The 18,220-nt window shown below is 57.0% G+C and carries 19 protein-coding genes; 11 read left to right on the plus strand and 8 right to left on the minus strand.

Features of this window, described 5'->3' with window-relative positions; translation table 11 throughout:
- Positions 1–5: 5 nt before the first annotated feature.
- The 3 genes from FY034_RS16170 to FY034_RS16180 are packed head-to-tail and all read right to left on the minus strand — an operon-like array spanning position 6 to position 3,344.
- Complete coding sequence (locus tag FY034_RS16170) at positions 6–2,156, minus strand: ATP-binding protein (RefSeq protein WP_265552382.1); 2,151 nt, start codon at positions 2,154–2,156, stop codon at positions 6–8.
- Complete coding sequence (locus tag FY034_RS16175) at positions 2,153–3,022, minus strand: HDOD domain-containing protein (RefSeq protein WP_265552384.1); 870 nt, start codon at positions 3,020–3,022, stop codon at positions 2,153–2,155. The genes FY034_RS16170 and FY034_RS16175 overlap by 4 nt, the downstream gene beginning before the upstream one ends.
- Positions 3,009–3,344 (minus strand): hypothetical protein, encoded by a 336-nt coding sequence (locus tag FY034_RS16180; protein WP_265552386.1) that lies wholly within the window; start codon positions 3,342–3,344, stop codon positions 3,009–3,011. The genes FY034_RS16175 and FY034_RS16180 overlap by 14 nt, the downstream gene beginning before the upstream one ends.
- 134 nt (positions 3,345–3,478) lie before the next feature.
- On the opposite strand from FY034_RS16180, the gene FY034_RS16185 reads away from it, so the two are divergent.
- The 4 genes from FY034_RS16185 (at position 3,479) to sfsA (ending at position 6,399) form a co-directional block, all read left to right on the plus strand.
- Complete coding sequence (locus tag FY034_RS16185; RefSeq protein WP_265552388.1) at positions 3,479–3,823, plus strand: nitrous oxide-stimulated promoter family protein; 345 nt, start codon at positions 3,479–3,481, stop codon at positions 3,821–3,823.
- A gap of 37 nt (positions 3,824–3,860) precedes the next feature.
- A complete protein-coding gene (locus FY034_RS16190) occupies positions 3,861–4,616 on the plus strand; it encodes an ATP-binding protein (RefSeq protein WP_265552390.1) in 756 nt (251 codons plus the stop codon).
- A gap of 83 nt (positions 4,617–4,699) precedes the next feature.
- The gene (gene pdxA / locus FY034_RS16195) at positions 4,700–5,704 is read left to right on the plus strand and encodes a 4-hydroxythreonine-4-phosphate dehydrogenase PdxA (RefSeq protein ID WP_265552392.1); all 1,005 of its coding nucleotides are present in this window, start codon (positions 4,700–4,702) and stop codon (positions 5,702–5,704) included.
- Positions 5,701–6,399, plus strand: a complete 699-nt coding sequence (sfsA, locus tag FY034_RS16200) for a DNA/RNA nuclease SfsA (protein WP_265552394.1) — start codon at positions 5,701–5,703, stop codon at positions 6,397–6,399. Before pdxA ends, sfsA begins: the two co-directional genes overlap by 4 nt.
- 76 nt (positions 6,400–6,475) lie before the next feature.
- Here sfsA and FY034_RS16205 read toward each other — a convergent pair whose 3' ends face one another.
- Positions 6,476–6,766, minus strand: a complete 291-nt coding sequence (locus tag FY034_RS16205; protein ID WP_265552395.1) for a Dabb family protein — start codon at positions 6,764–6,766, stop codon at positions 6,476–6,478.
- Positions 6,767–6,936: 170 nt separating this feature from the next.
- Between FY034_RS16205 and FY034_RS16210 the strand changes: the two genes are divergently transcribed.
- From FY034_RS16210 to FY034_RS16240, 7 genes are all read left to right on the plus strand, one after another.
- The gene (locus FY034_RS16210; RefSeq protein ID WP_265552397.1) at positions 6,937–7,632 is read left to right on the plus strand and encodes an AAA family ATPase; all 696 of its coding nucleotides are present in this window, start codon (positions 6,937–6,939) and stop codon (positions 7,630–7,632) included.
- Between the two features lie 131 nt (positions 7,633–7,763).
- Entirely contained in the window at positions 7,764–8,681 is a 918-nt protein-coding gene (locus tag FY034_RS16215) for a transglycosylase domain-containing protein (RefSeq protein WP_265552399.1), read from the plus strand.
- Between the two features lie 2 nt (positions 8,682–8,683).
- Complete coding sequence (locus tag FY034_RS16220; protein WP_265552401.1) at positions 8,684–9,862, plus strand: phospholipase D-like domain-containing protein; 1,179 nt, start codon at positions 8,684–8,686, stop codon at positions 9,860–9,862.
- Positions 9,863–9,867: 5 nt separating this feature from the next.
- Positions 9,868–10,623 carry a TatD family hydrolase gene (locus FY034_RS16225; RefSeq protein WP_265552403.1) on the plus strand — a complete coding sequence of 252 codons (756 nt, stop codon included), beginning with the start codon at positions 9,868–9,870 and terminating at the stop codon, positions 10,621–10,623.
- 57 nt (positions 10,624–10,680) lie between these two features.
- On the plus strand, positions 10,681–11,022 hold the full coding sequence (locus FY034_RS16230) for a cytochrome C (RefSeq protein ID WP_265552405.1): 342 nt from the start codon (positions 10,681–10,683) through the stop codon (positions 11,020–11,022).
- Positions 11,023–11,121: 99 nt separating this feature from the next.
- The gene (locus FY034_RS16235; RefSeq protein ID WP_265552407.1) at positions 11,122–11,340 is read left to right on the plus strand and encodes a hypothetical protein; all 219 of its coding nucleotides are present in this window, start codon (positions 11,122–11,124) and stop codon (positions 11,338–11,340) included.
- A gap of 72 nt (positions 11,341–11,412) precedes the next feature.
- Positions 11,413–11,748, plus strand: a complete 336-nt coding sequence (locus FY034_RS16240) for a hydrogenase maturation nickel metallochaperone HypA (protein ID WP_265552409.1) — start codon at positions 11,413–11,415, stop codon at positions 11,746–11,748.
- Positions 11,749–11,811: 63 nt separating this feature from the next.
- Here the strand turns inward: FY034_RS16240 and FY034_RS16245 are convergent, their stop codons facing one another.
- From FY034_RS16245 to FY034_RS16260, 4 genes are all read right to left on the minus strand, one after another.
- A complete protein-coding gene (locus tag FY034_RS16245; protein WP_265552411.1) occupies positions 11,812–13,713 on the minus strand; it encodes a phosphoenolpyruvate carboxykinase (GTP) in 1,902 nt (633 codons plus the stop codon).
- A 73-nt stretch (positions 13,714–13,786) separates the two neighbouring features.
- A complete protein-coding gene (locus tag FY034_RS16250; RefSeq protein WP_265552414.1) occupies positions 13,787–14,617 on the minus strand; it encodes an MBL fold metallo-hydrolase in 831 nt (276 codons plus the stop codon).
- A 150-nt stretch (positions 14,618–14,767) separates the two neighbouring features.
- On the minus strand, positions 14,768–14,980 hold the full coding sequence (locus FY034_RS16255) for a DUF2892 domain-containing protein (RefSeq protein ID WP_265552416.1): 213 nt from the start codon (positions 14,978–14,980) through the stop codon (positions 14,768–14,770).
- Positions 14,981–14,994: 14 nt separating this feature from the next.
- On the minus strand, positions 14,995–18,219 hold the full coding sequence (locus FY034_RS16260) for an efflux RND transporter permease subunit (RefSeq protein ID WP_265552418.1): 3,225 nt from the start codon (positions 18,217–18,219) through the stop codon (positions 14,995–14,997).
- Position 18,220: the final 1 nt, after the last annotated feature.

Raw genomic sequence — 18,220 nt, forward strand, 5'->3', positions numbered from 1 at the left:
ATAGCTTATTCTGTTGCAGCCTTGAACTCCTCCAACTGCCGTTTCAGCTTCTCAAGCCCCGCCGGGGCACCCGTAATATCGCCGGTCTTGGCAGCGGCCTCAATGCCGGCAGCGGTTTCCCGCATCTGCATGGCACCGATATTGGCGGAAGAGCCCTTAATGGCATGGGAACTGGTCCGCACCTTGTCCGGGTTTCCTTCTGCAATCGCCTCTTCCAGGGCAGCCATATTCGGCTCAACCCCTTTAAAGAAGAGCCCCATAAAACGGGGGATCAACGCCTCAGCCCCGCCCAGCCGTTCCAGCAGATCCGCCTTGGCATAGACCGGAATTTCATCTTCAACAGCAGCAGTAGGGACAGCCACGGCATCCGGTTCCGGTTCCACCACGACAGCCCCACAGTAGCGCTGCAGCATTTCCAACATCTGGGCCGGCTTGACCGGTTTGGACAGATAGTCATCCATTCCGGCAGCCAGACACTTGTCGCGGTCCTCCTTGCCGGCATAAGCCGTCATGGCAACAATCGGTGTCCGCCCGCTTCCCCGCTCCTGCTCCAGCCTCCTGATGGCAGTGGCGGCCTGCAGGCCATCCATCTCGGGCATCTGCACATCCAGCAGCACGACCTCGAACGGTCCCCTGCCAAAGGCCTCAAGGGCCTCCTTACCATTGGTCGCCTCGGTAATGCGGTGCTCGTACCGTTCCAGCACGGCCTTGGCAAGTTCCCGGTTAACCTCGACATCGTCAGCCAAAAGTATGGCCAGCCCTTTGGGTGGCTCCAGCGGCAGGGTAGCTGCAACGCCTTCCCCTTCAATCACCAGATCATCGTCAACCGTGGCCAACAGGGTCGTAAAGTAGAAACTGCTGCCCTTTCCCGGCTCGCTCTCCACCCAGATCCGGCCGCCCATCAGCTCTGCCAGCCGGCGGCAGATGGTCAGTCCCAGACCGGTGCCACCAAACTTTTTAGTGGTGGTAACGTCAGCCTGTTCAAAGGTCTCAAAGATACGGGACTGTGACTCATACGGAATACCGATCCCCTGGTCTGCCACGCAGAATCGCACCAGCAGGAATCCGCCCCGGGTTACCTCCAGCTGTGCCGATACGGTAATCTCCCCCTGTTCACTGAACTTGATGGCATTCCCCACCAGGTTGATCAAAATCTGACGCAGCTTGTAACTATCACCATCAAGTCGATCAGGCACCGCCTGATCCACCCGGATTGCCAGCCGCAACCCTTTCTGCTCTGCCTTCAGACCAAGGGAGTACAGCCCCTGTTCAAGGCTTTTGCGCAGCAGGAACGGCGCCGCCGCCAGCTCCAGTTTGCCGGCTTCAATCTTTGAAAAGTCCAGGATATCATTGATAATCACCATCAGGTTTTCAGCTGAGTCCCGGATTGCCAGCAACTGTTTGCGCTGTTGTTCAGGAGAAAAACCACCTTCCAGCAGCAGTTCGGTCATCCCCATCACACCGTTCATCGGGGTGCGGATTTCATGGGACATGTTGGCCAGAAACTCGCTCTTGGCCCGGCTGGCTGCCTCGGCCTTTTCACGGGCCACTGCCAGTTCACGGGTACGCTCCTCAACCCGCTGTTCAAGGTTGGCCATATGCTCCTTCAGCAGCCCTCGCAGGGTGGTACTCTCCAGGGCATAGGCGGCTGCATTCAGCAAAATTGAAAGGGCGTTCAGGGAGGGGGCGTCAAAAGTGGCCGATTCATCCGGCACCTGGCCGACAAACATACCGTGGATACGGGAACGGGTGGTGATACTCTGCAGTAACAGAGTGCCGCCCCCCTGGGCAGGCACCATGACCGCCTGATTGCGATTCAAGGCCCAGGCAAAGGCCCCGTCCATGATGGCGGCATCACAGGCCTCCTGTAACCGGGCGGCACAGGAGTCGCTATCGCAGGTGGTCAGCTCGAAGCTGCCGTCATCCATCGCCTCAAGGATACCGGTCAGCGTAAACGGGATCAAACGCCGTACCTGCGTCAGGGTGGCCCTGAAGATATCCTGCAGCCCTTCAGCCCTGGCCAGGTCCGCCTGAAAATCACCGCTGGAGGCCAGCATCTCAAGGATCGCCACGTAGCGGCGGTTTGCTTCCTCCAGGTAGTCAACCCGTTCCTGCAGAAAGAGAGGAACCGTTATGGCAGCGTCATCTGAAATCATGCGGCATCCGTCAGAATGGCAAAGGTCTCTTCAATCTGCGGCTCTGCCTGTTTCATCACCGCCCCCAGCTGATGGGGTGTCATGCCCAGCCTGTCCCAGGCTGCCCCGTCAAGGGGAGGGACAAACCGTTCACAGCTCTGGCCCAGCTCAAAGGCCTGACAGATGATGTCAGCGATATGAATCAGTGAGGCCTCCAGCGGAAACTGCTCCGCCCTGGCGGGGCGGTGGTGAAAGGCAACCGGGTCGGCAATATTGGCCGGGATCTTCCAGTCCTTCAGCAGTGCCCCACCTGCCTCGGCGTGGTCAAAGCCGACCCGCTTCAATTCAACATCAAAATAGAGCAGCTCCTCTGTCTGGGTCTCTTCAATCATCTTCCGTACCAGTTCACCCAGCACGGTGGCCATAATCAACTGGCCGATATCATGCAGCATGCCGGCCACAAAGAAGCGCTCCACATTGGTCTCCCTCCGCCAGGTGGCCAAGGCACGGGCAATAATGCCGCAGGCAATGGAATGGCGCCAGAAGGTGGCCATGCTCATCAACTCCTCGGGAATCCCCTTGAAGATCCCCATCACCGAGGCAGCCAGGGCGAGATCCCGCAACTGCTGGGTGCCGATGATGGTGACCGCCTTGCTGATGGAGTCAACCTTGCCGAAATAGCCGAACATCGGGCTGTTGGCCAGCCGCAGCAGTCGGGCGGTCAGGCCCTGATCTTCGGTAATAATCTTGCCGATATCATCAACAGAGGTACGGGGATGGTTAATCGCCTCATTGAGACGATCATAGAATAGCGGCAGGGAGTAAACCGTGCTGGTACGGTCAATCAGCCATTGCACCGTATAGGTGGGGGCATCAGCAAAGGCCATGGAGTACCTTTCTGATGGCGGCCAGTCGCAATAACTCCCGCAGGGCGGGATGCTCGGTGCCGGAATGTTTGAAATGCGGCAGCAGCGCCTCTTCGGCAGCGACCAGCGCGACAGGGTCGATCTCGGCCGGCAACGGCAGTTCATTATCAACGTAATCAATGCCGGCAATGTCCGCTTCTGCCACCCCCCAGGTGCGGAAGATGGTCAAATGCTTCTGATTCAGCTCGGCTCCGGCCCCCAGAAGCATACGACCGTTACGGTCAAGCACGTCGCTTGCCAGTACCATCCCGATCCCAAGATTATCAAGCGCAACAAGTCCCATGCTTTTAGCCTGTCCCGTTCTGTAAAGTTTTATTAGAATAGCACGTTCACCACGCAACTCAAGATTTTGTGCGATTTTTCGTTTTTTGACCGTTGTCATGCCACTGGCGCCAGAAATAGGACAGGATGGGATCCATGCAAAACGAACCGACGCCACAACAGACCAGGGACCTCAAGGTTATCGCCAGATTTACGGAAGTCTGGTGTGCCGGTCAGCAGCATACCGGCAGGCAGCAGCGCACCCTGCAGCAAGGGATGCCTCCCCTGCTGCTCTGCCCTGATTGTGCAGCTTTTCTAGAGTATGCCGTCCAAAAGCGGATGAACTGCCCGTTTGAGGCTGAAAAGCCGACCTGCAGACGCTGCCGGATTCATTGCTACGCACCGCAGCAACGGGCCTTGGTCAAACAGATCATGGCCTGGTCAGGGAAGCGGATGATTCTCAGAGGCCGACTGGATTACCTGTGGCACTACTTTTTTTGAAACAACAAACAACAGCTTGAACCCAAGGAGAGATCAAATGCTGAGAAAGATCGTAAAAATTGACCCGGACAAATGTGACGGCTGTGGCCTCTGCGTTCCTTCCTGTGCCGAAGGGGCCATTACGATCATCAACGGCAAGGCGGTGCTGGCAGCAGACAACCTCTGCGACGGACTGGGGGCCTGCCTGGGTGAGTGTCCCAAAGACGCCATCAGTATTGAGGAACGTGACACCGAAGCCTTTGATGAAGCTGCTGTTGTACAACACCTGACCAAAGCAGGCAAAGCGGCACCTGCCCAGCATGGCCATGGCCAGGCAGCTCATGCCCACGGCGGCGGTTGTCCCGGCTCACGGATGCAGAGTTTTGGCAAGCCGGAGACCGCAGCAGCCCCGGCCACAGCTACAGGCTCCGCCAGAGCAAACCGCCAGAGCAGACTGACCCAATGGCCGGTACAGATGCAGCTGGTATCCCCTACCGCCCCCTATTTTCAGGGAGCCGACCTGCTCTTGACCGCTGACTGTGTACCGGTCGCCTACGCCGGTTACCATGAAGATTTTCTGGACGGCAAGGCGGTCATCATGGGCTGCCCCAAACTGGACGACAACCAGTTCTTCATGAACAAGCTGATAGAGATCCTGAAGAGTTCAGACATCCGCAGCGTTACCGTACTGAAGATGGAGGTTCCCTGTTGTGGCGGCATCGCCTGGGCAGCCAAGGAAGCGATCAAACACTGCGGCAAGATAATCCCCTATGCCGAGGTGACCATCGGCATCCAGGGCAACCTGAAGAGATAATGCTATCTGTTCCTTGCAAATTTCATGATGGCACGGGAGAATTCCCGTGCCATTGTTCAATGAAAATATGCTAGAAACATTACATGAACAAACCTCAAACTGCCATCACCATGGGCGACCCTTGCGGGGTCGGACCGGAAATCATCGTTGCAGCCCTGACCGATCCGGCCATCCGTGCCGTGTGCAGCCCGCTGGTGCTGGGAGACCGGCTGGCCATGCAACGGGCGCTGACCGTGTGCAACAGCCCACTGGAACTCGTTACGGTGTCCTCCCCTGCTGGGGCAGCCGATCTCCCGGATGACGTCATTCCCCTGCTGGAGCTGTCCAGCCTGGCTGATGCCGATATCGCCTACGGCAAGCCTTCAGAGCTGGCCGGTGATGCGGTCTACCGCTATATCCGCCGCGCAGCCGAGTTGTGCCTGACCGGCGAGGTGTCAGCCATGGCCACCGCCCCGATCTGCAAGGAGGCGATGCACCGCGCCGGTCACCACTACCCCGGCCATACCGAGCTACTGGCCGAGTTGTGCCGCTGCGATGAATTTGTGATGATGCTGGCAGGCGACGTGCTGCGGGTGGCCCTGGTCACCATCCATGAGGCGCTAAGCAATGTGCCGGGCCTGATCAGCGCCGGGCAGGTACTGAAGACCATCCGGGTTACGGCCAAGGGGGTTGCCCCGCTCTGCGGCAGCCGTTCGCCCCGGATCGCCGTACTGGCACTGAACCCCCACTGCGGTGAAGGCGGCATGTTCGGCACCGAAGAGGAAGAGTCCATCATCCCGGCCATTGCTGCCGCAAAGCTGGAGGGACTGGATGTTGCAGGCCCCTTCTCCGCCGACACCTTCTTCCACTTTGCCGTACAGGAGCCTGCCCCCTATGATGCCGTGGTGGCCATGTACCACGACCAGGGACTGATCCCGCTCAAGATGCGGCACTTTGACGATGGCATCAATATTACCCTGGGGTTGCCGATCATCAGAACCTCGGTTGACCATGGTACGGCCTATAACCTGGCCGGTAACGGCACCGCCTCAGCCAGCAGTATGAAGGCATCCCTCAGGATTGCCGCAAAACTGGCGGTGGGCCGATGATCCTTCCACCGCTGACCCCAGGCAGACTGATCAAACGCTACAAGCGTTTTCTGGCTGACATTGAGCTGGCCGACGGCTCTATCGTCACGGCCCACTGCCCCAACTCCGGCAGCATGCTGGGTTGCAACCTGCCCGGCAGCCCGGTGCTGCTCTCCTTAAGCCCCAATCCAAACCGTAAACTGGCCTACACCTGGGAGCTGGTACAGATTAACGGCTACTGGGTGGGGCTGAACACCATGCTGCCCAACCGCTTGGCTGAAGAGGCGATTCTGGACGGAACCGTTGCCGAGCTGCAGGGGTATCCAAACCTGCGGCGGGAAGTTGCCTACGGCAGTGAGCGCAGCCGGATCGACATCCTGCTGGAGGGGGAGGGAAGGCGCTGCTATGTTGAAGTAAAGAATGTCACCCTGGTGGAAGGAGGTCAGGCGCTCTTTCCTGATGCCGTCACCACCCGGGGGCAGAAGCATCTGCGGGAGCTGATGGAGATGGTCAGAAACGGCGACCGGGGGGTACTGCTGTTTACCGTCCAGCGCGGCGACGGTAACGCCGTTGCCCCAGCCGACCGGATAGATCCTGAGTACGGCACCCTGTTACGGGAAGCGGTTGCAAACGGCGTTGAGGCACTGGCGTATCAGGCGTTGGTGCAGCCGGATCAGATCCGGCTGATCAAGCGGCTGGCAGTAGTGCTGAATTAACCTTAAAACGGCAATTGGCGTTATCCCGAGAGAGCGAACCGGGAAGACGCCAATTGCCGAATCCAGATTTACAGGATTAGCCTTCGAAATCCACCGCAACTATCGATGAGCAGTTGGCCTTCATGAACGGCACCACCTCACCGGCATGGTAGGGATGCACCTGGTAGCTTTGCAGATCAGCCAATGAATCAAACCTGGTAATCAGGGCCACATCATAGGAGCGTTCTGAGCGGATCACATCAATTCCCGCTTCAAGATGACGCAGTTCCGCAATCTTCCCTTCCATTGACAACAGCTTGTCCCGCACTGCAGCGATCTTCTCCGCGGTCTGTTCGGCCAGCTTGAAAAATACGATATGGGTAACCATGGTGTTCCTCCTTAGCATTCATTTGAGCCTCTTGCAAAATGTTCTGTTCAGATACCGCGAGTCAGGCATTTCTGTCAACCAGTCCCCTTGAGTGTTGTAAAATTGGTGGTACAGTTATTTCAGACTCCCCTATGGCCTGTGGCCGTTGAACTCATCCAGGAGGTGCTGCCATGTCAGAATCCAAGCTCATTCCTTCCATTGACAACCGTCTGGGGGCCTTACTTGAGGTATCACGACGTCAAAGTGCCCTCCGCCTTGAGGAGCCTCAGCCAAAGCCAACGGTCACCATCTCACGGGAATTCGGGTGTGAAGCCTATCCAATGGCTGAACTGCTACGCCAGCAGCTGGAAAAGAGGACGAAAGAGCCCTGGACCCTGATGGATAAGGCGTTACTGGATGAGGTCGCCAAAAACCACAGCCTTTCTGATCAGGTCCTGCACAACCTGGGCGACAAGAACCGTTTTCTGGATGACTTTCTCTCAACCTTTTCAAACCGCTGGAAGAGTGACAAGGATTACTATCGGCTGCTGTCACGCCAGATTATTGCCTTGGCGGAGCAGGGAAACGTCATTCTGGTTGGCCGGGGCGCCCCGATTGTCACCCGCAAAATGAAGAACTGCTTTCATTTCAGGATGTACGCCTCAGAGACATTCAAAATCACCTCCATTGCCAAACGGCTGGGACTTGATACCGGTGAGGCCCGGACCCTGGTTGAGCGCCGCCAGAAAGAACGGGACCGTTTTATCCGGGATTTTCTGGACCGTGACCCCTATGACTTGAGCGTCTACCATCTGGCGTTTAATAATGACCGCAACAGTGCCGCCAAGATAGCCCAGACGATTCTGGACTACCTGTTGAATCCCTAGCCGCTACGCTAAACTGCCAACCAAGTAGAAAGGCCGGTTCTACCGGCCTTTCTACTTGGCGGTTTCCGTACTGCCTGATTTCATGTTATACACACTGCTTGAAATTGCATCAGCACCGGTTGGAGGGCACTGTGAAGAAGTTCCTGCTGGGTAGTGGCATCATCATCATACTGTATCTGGGATATGTGGTCATCTCACTGGCCCTGTTGCCGCCGGTGAGCAGCCTTGCCGACAAGAAACTGAATCTTACCATCGATATACGTGACTGGCAGGGCAACGAGCACCCCTTCCTGCTGGGGCCGAAAAACCGGCGTTGGACTCCTTCCAACCGGATACCGCCTGAAATGAAGTGGGCGGTAATCCTGGCTGAAGACAGCAACTTTTACAAACACGAAGGGATTGACGTCAAGGCGATTAAAGAGGCGATCAAATACGACCTGGAAAAGAAGAGCATGGCCCGTGGCGCCTCCACCATCACCCAACAGGTGGCGAAAAACGTCTTTCTATCCCGTGAAAAGACCATTACCCGCAAACTGAAAGAGGTCTACCTGGCCTGGCGGATGGAACAGGAGCTGACCAAGGGTCGCATCCTTGAACTGTACCTGAATGTGGTCGAACTGGGCCCGATGGTGTATGGCATCGGTCATGGAGCCCAATACTACTTCGGCAAACCGGCCTCAGCCATGACCCCGCGCGAATGCGCCTTTCTGGCCGCCATGCTGCCCGGCCCGCGCGTGGCTTACAACCCCTACCGCAACCTGGGTAAGGTCCTGAGCCGCTCCAACATGATCCTGCGCAAGCTGCGCAGTAAAGGGGTAATCAGCGCCGATGAGCTGCAGGTGGCCCTGGGAACATCCCCCAACATTGCCGGTCTGCAACGCAAGGTGGATACCGCCATTCAGCAGGAGGTAATCATGAAGCCGACCTCCTCGGCAACGGTACCTGCCGCCCCACAGGAACCGTCTGGGCCTGAGCCTGCCACCCCCGCCAGACCTGAACCAGCCCCGCAAGAACAGCCTGCCGCCCCGGCAGCTGAAGGAAAGCCCTGACCATGCCGCTCCGTCGTCATCAGGAACGGTTCCCGCGCCTGATACGGCATCTGCGCCACCACGGCACTGCCCTGTTGCCGATGCCGATCGGTGCGGGCCAGGTGACACTGCTGCCGGATGGCCCCCACTTCTTTGAGGCACTCTTCAACGACCTCAAGACCGCCCGCCAGCTGATCTGCCTGGAATATTACCGTATCCGGGCCGATCTGACCGGGCAACGGTTTGCCGATCTGCTGGTAGAAGCGGTCGCACGGGGGGTCAAGGTCTTTCTGATCTATGATGCCCTGGGCTGCCATGTGACACCTGACAGCTACTTTGAACGGCTGCAGACTGCCGGCGTTTCCTGTCTGGCGTTCAACCCCATCTCGCTGAGCCGTCTCCACTGGTTTGATCGTCGCAACCACCGCAAACTGGCATTGATTGACAACCGGGTAGCCTATCTGGGCGGACTGAACATCAGTGACGCCTACGCCGGCCTGACCGACGAACAGCTGCGGTTTCGGGATGTCGGCTTCAGTCTTGGCGGCGCTGCGCTGACAGCCTTGCTGGAGCTGTTTACCGAAACCTGGCAGATGGAGCGGGGCGAGCGGCCCGCCCTGCCTGCGTCTGGCACGGTCAGCAGCAGTTCCGATGACACCGAGGTGACGCTGATCAGTGGCGGTCCACACCAGCGCCGTTCAACCATCCGTACCGCCTTTCGGGTTGCCATGGCCTCATCCTGCCATGAGCTGCTGATCGCCAACCCCTATTTTGTCCCAGGTCCGCGGATACTGCGCTCACTGCTACGCGCTGCCCGCCGCGGGGTCAAGGTCAAGCTACTCTTGCCTGCACGAAATGATGTTCCGGTAGTGCGGGTGGTCAGCCGCAGTTATTACGAGGTGCTGCTCAAGGCAGGTATCGAAATCTATGAGCTGGAGCGCCAGCTTCTGCACGCAAAGCTGATGCTGATTGACGGGATGCAAACCGTCATTGGCTCTGCCAATCTTGACCAGCGCAGCTTTCACCGCAATTTCGAGATCAATGCAATTGTACGCAGCCAGCCTTTCGGTGCTCAGGTTCGCAGTCTGTTCGAACATGACTTTGCCGGCTCCAGGCGTATCAGCCTTGATGAACATGCCCGTCGCGGCCTGGGCCTGCGCCTGCTTGAACTGCTGCTTAAACCGATCTGCTGGTTTCTGTAACAGCCATGCTGATTGACACCCACTGCCACCTCGACCTGCCACCACTGGTTAACCAGCTTGATGAGCTGTTGGCTGAGGCACGGGCTGTCGGAGTCACCAGATGGGTCGTGCCGTCTGTCCACCCTGAAGGCTGGCAACGCATTTCCGGGCTGACCGCACAGCACCCAGCCCTGCGCCCGGCCTATGGCGTGCACCCCCTGCATGCCGGCATTGCCACTGCCGACCATCTGCTGCAGCTGAGGCAGCTGGCACCTGCCGGGGTTGCCATCGGAGAGATTGGGCTGGATGGGAGCTATGGTGATCCCGGACAACAGGAAGCACTGTTTCGTGAGCAGCTGAGAATTGCGCGACAGCACGGTCTTCCGGTCCTGATCCACTGCCGTAAAGCGATCGGACGCACCGTGGCAATCCTGCGCGAAGAACGGGCTGATCAGGTCGGCGGCATCATGCACGCCTTTTCCGGTTCACTGGAATCGGCCCGGGAGTGCATCAAACTCGGCTTTGTCCTCTCACTCAGCGCTACGCTGACCAGGAACAATGCCGTCCGGCCGCTGCAGCTTGCTGCTCAGCTGCCACTTGAGCAGTTGGTACTTGAGACTGACGCTCCCGACCTGCCCCCCTCGGCTCACCCGGGCTGCTCAAACAGGCCGGCCTGGCTGCATGAAACAGCCAGCAGACTGGCTGCTATCAAAGGGATCAGCATTGCGGAGGTCGCACGCCGGACAACGGCTACCGCTCAACGGATACTACCACGGCTCTGAAAGGGGTCTTGTCCACCAGTGCACTGCATGGTACAGTGCCGCAAAAGGAGATCTGCCATGAAACAGTTTTTACCCGCTATTTTTCTGCTGATCCTGGCCCTGCCCGGATGCAGTATGTTTACAGCTTGGAAGAGCATCCCTCCACCGGGTGGCTGTGATCAATGCCACTCAACCGAGCTCTCCACCAACTGGACCGTGGCTTATCACGCAGCAACAGTAGCCGATGAGCGCGGACAGCTTGCTTTTCAGACTCCCCAGTACAACACCCCAATCAGAAAGAATCAACCGGCTTCTGCCCTGGATCTGCGTAAGGTTGAGGATTCACGCTGCTTTGACTGTCATAATGCTCCGACCCCGGCCCATAAGGAACGTAAGGGCAAGTACCACCACGGCCTATAAAAAAAATATTGACATTATTTCAGCGCTGAGTATAGTTTCCCTTTGTTGCTTACACTGCCCTGTTGTAACAGGGTTAAATAACCCAAGAGGTGAAATCAAATGAAAAAAATGCTCTCCCTGTCCCTGGTACTGGCTCTGGCTCTCGGCGTTGCTGCTGGCTGCAAGAAGAAAGAAGAAGCTGCTCCTGCTGCTCCTGCTGCAGAAGCTCCTAAGGCTCCCGAAGCTCAGAAGCCTATGTCTTCTGTAAAAGCTCCTGAAGCTGCTGCTCCTGCTGCTGCTCCTGCTGCTGCTCCTGCAAAAGAAGAGAAGAAGCACTAATTCTCGTTTTTTGTTCATGAAAGCCTGTCAGGGTAACCTGACAGGCTTTTTTTGTTTCAGGAGTACGATCTTATGCATGAAATGGCTCTTACCCAAGGGATTGTTGATATCTGCCTGCAGCATGCCGCTGGGCAGCGGATCTCCACCGTTGTCATCGAGATCGGAACATTATCCGGCGTTGTGCCTGAGGCCGTTGAATTTTGTTTCTCAGCCTGCAGCAGTGACACGCTGGCAGCATCAGCCCGGCTTGAAATTCGCAAAATAGAGGCACAGGGACGTTGCCTTGACTGCTCTGGCGTGCAAACGGTTGAACGACTCTATGACCCATGCAGGCAGTGCGGCAGCTATGCCCTGGAGCTTCTCAGCGGTGAAGAGATGCGGGTAATAGAGATAGAGGTGGATGACTAAAAAGGGCTGATCCGTTACCGGACCAGCCCTTCCTGTTTCTCCTATTTCAACAGCCCCTTCTGACTATTCATTCCAACCCTCAGGATGCACCTCACCGATCTGTTCCCAATGCTCCGGTGAACGCCAGAGCGAGGAAAGAATCAGTTCACGGATATGCAGAAACTCCTTGGGAAGCTTGTCGTACATCTTGACGAACAGCTCTTCGTGGGAGATGACCTCATTCTGCCAGACATCACGGTCAACGGACATCAGTTCGTTGAACTTCTCACGGGACATCTCGATCCCTTCCCAGTCCATATCCTCATAGCGTGGCATCCAGCCCAGCGGGCATTCAACAGAACCGGTCTTGCCCTGCACCCGCTCTGCAATCCACTTCAGTACCCGCATGTTCTCGCCATAGCCGGGCCAGATAAACTTGCCGTTGGCATCCTTGCGGAACCAGTTGACGCTGAAGATACGCGGTGGACGGGCAATCGAGCGGCCGAACTGCAGCCAGTGTGCAAAGTAGTCAGCCATATGGTAGCCACAGAACGGCAGCATGGCAAACGGATCGCGGCGCACGTTACCGGTGGCACCCACTGCGGCGGCCGTGGTCTCGGACCCAAGGGTGGAGGCAAGGTAGACACCATAGTTCCAGTTAAAGGCCTGGTAAACCAGCGGTACGGTATCCTTACGGCGGCCACCGAAGATAAAGGCGCTCATCGGCACCCCTTTGGGATTTTCCCACTCCGGATCAATGCAGGGGCACTGGGAGGCCGGTGCGGTGAAACGGGCATTGGGGTGAGCTGCCGGACGGCCACAGTCAGGGGTCCAGGCATTACCCTGCCAGTCGGTCAGCTTGGCAGGCACTTCACCGTCCATCCCTTCCCACCAGACATCGCCGTCCTCAGTCAGGGCGACGTTGGTAAAGATTGAATTTTTCTCGCAGGAGATCATGGCGTTGGGGTTGGTCTTGTAGTTGGTACCCGGCGCCACACCGAAGTAGCCATACTCGGGGTTGATAGCATAGACCTGCCCATCGGCACCCGGCTTGATCCAGGCGATGTCATCACCAATGGTAGTCACCTTCCAGCCCTTGTCCTGGAACGGTTTGGGCGGAATCAGCATGGCAAAGTTGGTCTTGCCACAGGCACTGGGGAAGGCGGCGCCCACATAGGATTTCTCACCGGTGGGGGACTCGACTCCCAGGATCAGCATATGCTCGGCCAGCCAGCCTTCATCACGGGCCTGTACTGAAGCGATCCGCAGGGCCAGACACTTCTTGCCCAGCAGGGCGTTGCCACCGTAACCGGAGCCGAAGGACCAGATCGCACGCTCTTCCGGGAAGTGCACGATGTACTTTTCCTTGTTACAGGGCCAGGCCACATCCTTCTGCCCTTCTGCCAGCGGCATGCCGACCGAATGCAGGCAGGGAACAAATTCACCGTTGCCCAGCACATCCAGCACCTGCTTGCCCATACGGGTCATGATCCGCATGTTGACCACCACGTAGGGGGAGTCGGTGATCTCAACCCCGATCTTGGCGATGTTGGACCCCAGCGGCCCCATGCTGAACGGAATCACGTACATGGTACGGCCCTTCATGCAGCCCTTGAAGAGGCCTTTCAGGGTTTCCTTCATCTCTTTTGGAGCGACCCAGTTGTTGGTGGGGCCCGCATCCTGCTTATTCAGCGAACAGATAAAGGTACGGTCTTCAACCCGGGCCACGTCGATAGGATCAGAAAAGGCCAGATAGCTGTTGGGGCGTTTTTCCGGATTCAACTTCCGGAAGGTCCCGCTTTCAACCATCTGGCCACAGAGCCGGTCATATTCCTCTTGCGAACCATCACACCAGTGGATGTTTGCCGGTTCGCACATCGCTTCAACTTCAGCAACCCACGTCTTGAGCTGCTCGTTCTTTACCTCATAACTCATGTCTACCGCCTCCCCTTCAAGAAATTGAAATGGACTTGTGTCATAGGGCACAAAATTTAGTGGTACTTATGTAACATAAGAGAGGCTAAAACAAAAGGGGCGAACAAAAGTTTAAGACGATTTTTCAGATTTCGATCGAATAGCCTACCTGGGCGGATTGAAAGGCTGCAGGAAATTCCTGTTTCAGTCGTGTTGCAGCAGCAAAGCCGGTACAGTGGCTAACCGCCAACCTGCTGATCTGCCACTGCTTGAGTAGTGCAACAGTCTGATCCAGCTGCTGACCAGTACAGAATCCCAGGTGGGTGCCGCCGATCACTGCCTGGATGTCACGGCGGCCCGTCTGGTCTGCAATATGGTCAAGGGTGTTGATCAGACCGGCGTGGCAGCAGCCCAGAATCACCACCAGCCCCTTACCTGTCGTAATCACCAGAGACTGGTCATCCTCAAACGGATCACGGCTGCAGCCACAGGTGTCAAGGTACAGGCCGCTGTCCCCGGTCTCAAAAGTAGAGCTCCGTGGCACGTGGCCGGTCATGAAGATGTTCGGCAGGATTTCCCGGAACTGGCCGGAGAGGTCAAACCGGGCTCCCTGCCCCTCAAGATACTCCTTGGGATAGGGCATCCCCAACGACAGAGACTCACCGGTATCCTTGTGACGGTAACGGGGGGTGAAGATGGCCGGATGGCCGAAGACCTGCTTGGGGCCGCAGGCACGCAGCAGCGGCAACAGGCCGCCGGAGTGGTCATAGTGACCATGAGACAGCGCCACCTGCTGCAGCCCATGCAGATTCTTGTTCATCCGCTGGGCATTGTGCAGCAGGGTAAGGCCTTGTCCGGTGTCCCACAGCAGCGAACCACCATTCCATTCGATCAGGGCACTGAAACCATGTTCACCCAGGGTGCCGGAAATCGGGCCGACAGAATTCTCACAGAGAATGGTGATACGATAGGTCATCGGTTGCCCCCAAATCCACTAGAGTTGATCGATTTCGAATCAAGGATGAGACCAAGGCGGCGAGTGTTTTAACGACGCAGGCGTACACGGCAGTACGTCGAGGGGCCAAAAACGAACCAACCCAGATATCGCCTTGAGTTGGAATCAATCCTATTTGCAGCAGGCATCCTTGGGAAACTTTGGTACACCCATCTTCTCAAGAATGGTAAACAGCGGGCAAAACTGGGTAAATCCTGATTGAAACAGGTTCAAGCCCACAAACCCGGTAAACCAGAGCCAGTTCTGATTATGAAAGTGGGCCAGCAACAACGATAGTACGATGAAGGCTCCGGCTACGATTCTGACAATTCGCTCGATATACATGCTTATTCTCCTGATCAGGCTGTTTCTTCGGCAGCATCATGCTGCCCGATATGGTGACGTTCTTTCCATCCTTGAACGAGATAATAGAGGATCGGGATAGTGACCCGGGACAGGGTGGTTGAGGCGATCTCGCCGCACATCATGGCTATGGCCAACCCCTGGAAGATCGGATCGAACACGATCACAAAACTCCCCACAACCACGGCAGCGGCGGTCAGCAGCATGGGGCGGAAACGGACCGCACCGGCCTCGATGATCGCCTCATCCAGTTTCATCCCCTCTTTGCGCTTCATCTCGGCAAAATCAATCAGGATGATCGAGTTTCGCACAATGATCCCGGCCAGGGCGATAAAGCCGATCATTGAGGTGGCGGTGAAGAAGGCACCAAACAGGGCATGACCCGGCAGGATGCCGATCAGGGTCAACGGAATCGGTGCCATGATCACGATTGGGGTGGTGAAATCCTTGAACCAGGCCACCACCAGAATGTAGATCAACACCATGACTGCGGCAAAGGCGATCCCCAGATCACGGAAGACCTCGTAGGTGATATGCCACTCACCGTCCCACTTCATCCCCATCTTTTCTTCCGACCAGGGCTGACGGGATGCCAGAATTTCGATCTTTGAACCATCGGGCGTGGGTAAGGCCGCGATCTGCTTCTGCATCTTCAGGATAGCATAGACCGGTGCCTCAATCACACCTGCTACGTCGCCGATCACATAGACGACATTCTTGAGATTTTTCCGGTAGAGGGTCTTTTCTTCACTCCCCTGGCTCGGCTTGACCAGTTGTGAGAGCGGCACACTCCCTTTAGGACCGGGCAGATAGATGGCGGACAGGGCTGCTAAAGAACTGCGTTGCGACTCAGCCAGACGCAGATTGATGGTCACCGCTTCCTTTTCTTTGGGCAGATGCAGAATCCCCACATCCATACCGGCCAGGGCAACCCGCAACGCCTTGGCCACCTCATCCACAGAAATACCGGACAGGGCCGCCTTCTCACGATCCACCGCCAGGGTCAGCTTGGGCTGATCAGACTCGCGATACCAGTCTGCATCCACCACCCCTTTGGTCTTGGCAAAGATCCTTTTGATCTGCTCCGCAACCGATGCCCGGGCAGCGTCATTGGGTCCGTAGACCTCTGCCACCAGGGTGGAGAGTACCGGCGGGCCGGGCGGTATCTCGGCCACCTTGACCCGTGCCCCGTAGCGTTCTGCCACAGCGGTCAAAAGCGGCCTGATTTTTTTGGCAATCTCATGGGACTGGGCCTTGCGCTCGGTCTTGTGTTGCAGGTTGACCTGGATATCAGCCAGATTTGGGCCTTTACGCAGGAAGTAATGCCTGACCAGGCCGTTAAAGTTAAAGGGAGAACTGGTGCCCACATAGCTCTGGAAGTCGGTAACTTCCGGCACCGAGCGCAGGGCGTCCCCCATCTCCCGGGTCATCCGGGCGGTCTGTTCCAGCGGCGTCCCCTCCGGCGCATCAATGATCACCTGCAGTTCGTTCTTGTTATCAAACGGCAGCATCTTGACCGTAACCGCCTTGAAGTAGATCAGAGAGCAGGCCCCCAGCAGCAACAGCACCACCAGCACCAGAAAACCGTTACGCAGCTTGACGTCGTGCAGTAACCTGCCCATCCAGTGCCGGTAGAAGATGGTCAGCTTTGATTCCGCAAGGTCATCCTCGGACTCGTGGTGTCCCTTCATCAAACGATAGGCAAAATAGGGGGTGACGATAAAGGCGATGAACATGGAGAGCAGCATGGCCATGCTGGCTCCAACCGGGATCGGCCGCATGTAGGGCCCCATCAGACCACCGACAAATCCCATCGGCAGAATCGAGGCAATAACCGCAAAGGTTGCCAATACCGTGGGGTTACCGATCTCATCCACCGCCTTGATTGCTGCCTCCAACGGCTTCATGACCGTGGTGGTGAAGTAGCTATGAATGTTCTCCACCACCACAATCGCATCATCCACCAGAATGCCGATTGAGAAGATCAGGGCAAACAGGGTAATCCGGTTCAGGGTGTAGCCGATCAGGTAGAAGATCAGCATGGTCAGGGCCAGGGTAACCGGGATGGCGATTGCGGCTACTGCTCCCGCCCGCCAGCCCATGAACAGGGCGATCAGGATCGTGACTGAAATGGCGGCCAGGAACATATGAAACAGCAGCTCATTGTTCTTTTCACGGGCAGTCTCTCCGTAATTGCGGGTGACCGTTACCTGCACCTCGGACGGAATAACCTTACCTTTCAGAAACTCAACTTTTTTGACCAGATCATCGGCAACCCAGGTGGCGTTAGCCCCCTTACGCTTGGCGATTGATACCGTAACCGCAGGATAATCCTGTGCACGATTACCGGTCAGCCCTTTCTCGGCAGCTGCCGGTCCCATCCCCATAAAGACATAATCATCAGGCTCTTTGACCGTGTCTGAGATTTTTGCCACATCATCCAGATAGACCGGCTTGCCGCCATAGACCCCCACCACCAGCTGACGCAGCGACTCCTGATTATCCAGAAACGATCCGGTTTCCACCAGCATCTCTTTGTTGGCACCGCTGAAGGCCCCGGAAGGCAGGGCCTTGTTGCCGGCCTGCAGGGCACCGGCTACCTGTAGCGGGGACAGGCCGTAGCCTGCCAGACGGGAGGCATCAAGGATGACCCGCACCTGTCGTGTCAGGCCGCCTTTGATTTCGGCTTCAGAGACATTGGCACTCTTTTTCAGTTCGTCACAGACCTCGCGGGCCACTTTACGCAGCATGGTATGGTCATAGCGGTCCGACCAGAGCGTCAAAGCCAGAATCGGCACGTCGTCAATCGACTTGGCAACAACCTGCGGCTCTGTTGCGCCCAAGGGTAGTATGCCGCGGTTGCTCATGACCTTGTTGTACAGCTTGACCAGCGACTCCTCCATATTTTCGCCGACCTTGTAACGAACCGTGATCACCCCCATGCCGGGGCGACTCATGGAGTAGAGGTACTCCACACCGGAGATCTCCCAGAGGCGGCCCTCCAACGGCTTGACAACCCGTTCCTGTATCTCCTGGGGGGATGAGCCGGGCATCGGCAGATAGACATCCATCATCGGAACCGAAATCTGCGGTTCCTCTTCACGGGGGGTCATCTTGATGGCAAAAGCGCCCAGCAGTAGCGAAGCCGCTACAATCAACGGGGTAAGTTTTGAATCTATGAAGGCGCGGGCGATCTTCCCCGCAAATCCCAGCTTGAGCATG

The sequence above is a fragment of the Trichlorobacter lovleyi genome, from assembly GCF_015239775.1.
Classification (GTDB): domain Bacteria; phylum Desulfobacterota; class Desulfuromonadia; order Geobacterales; family Pseudopelobacteraceae; genus Trichlorobacter; species Trichlorobacter lovleyi_B.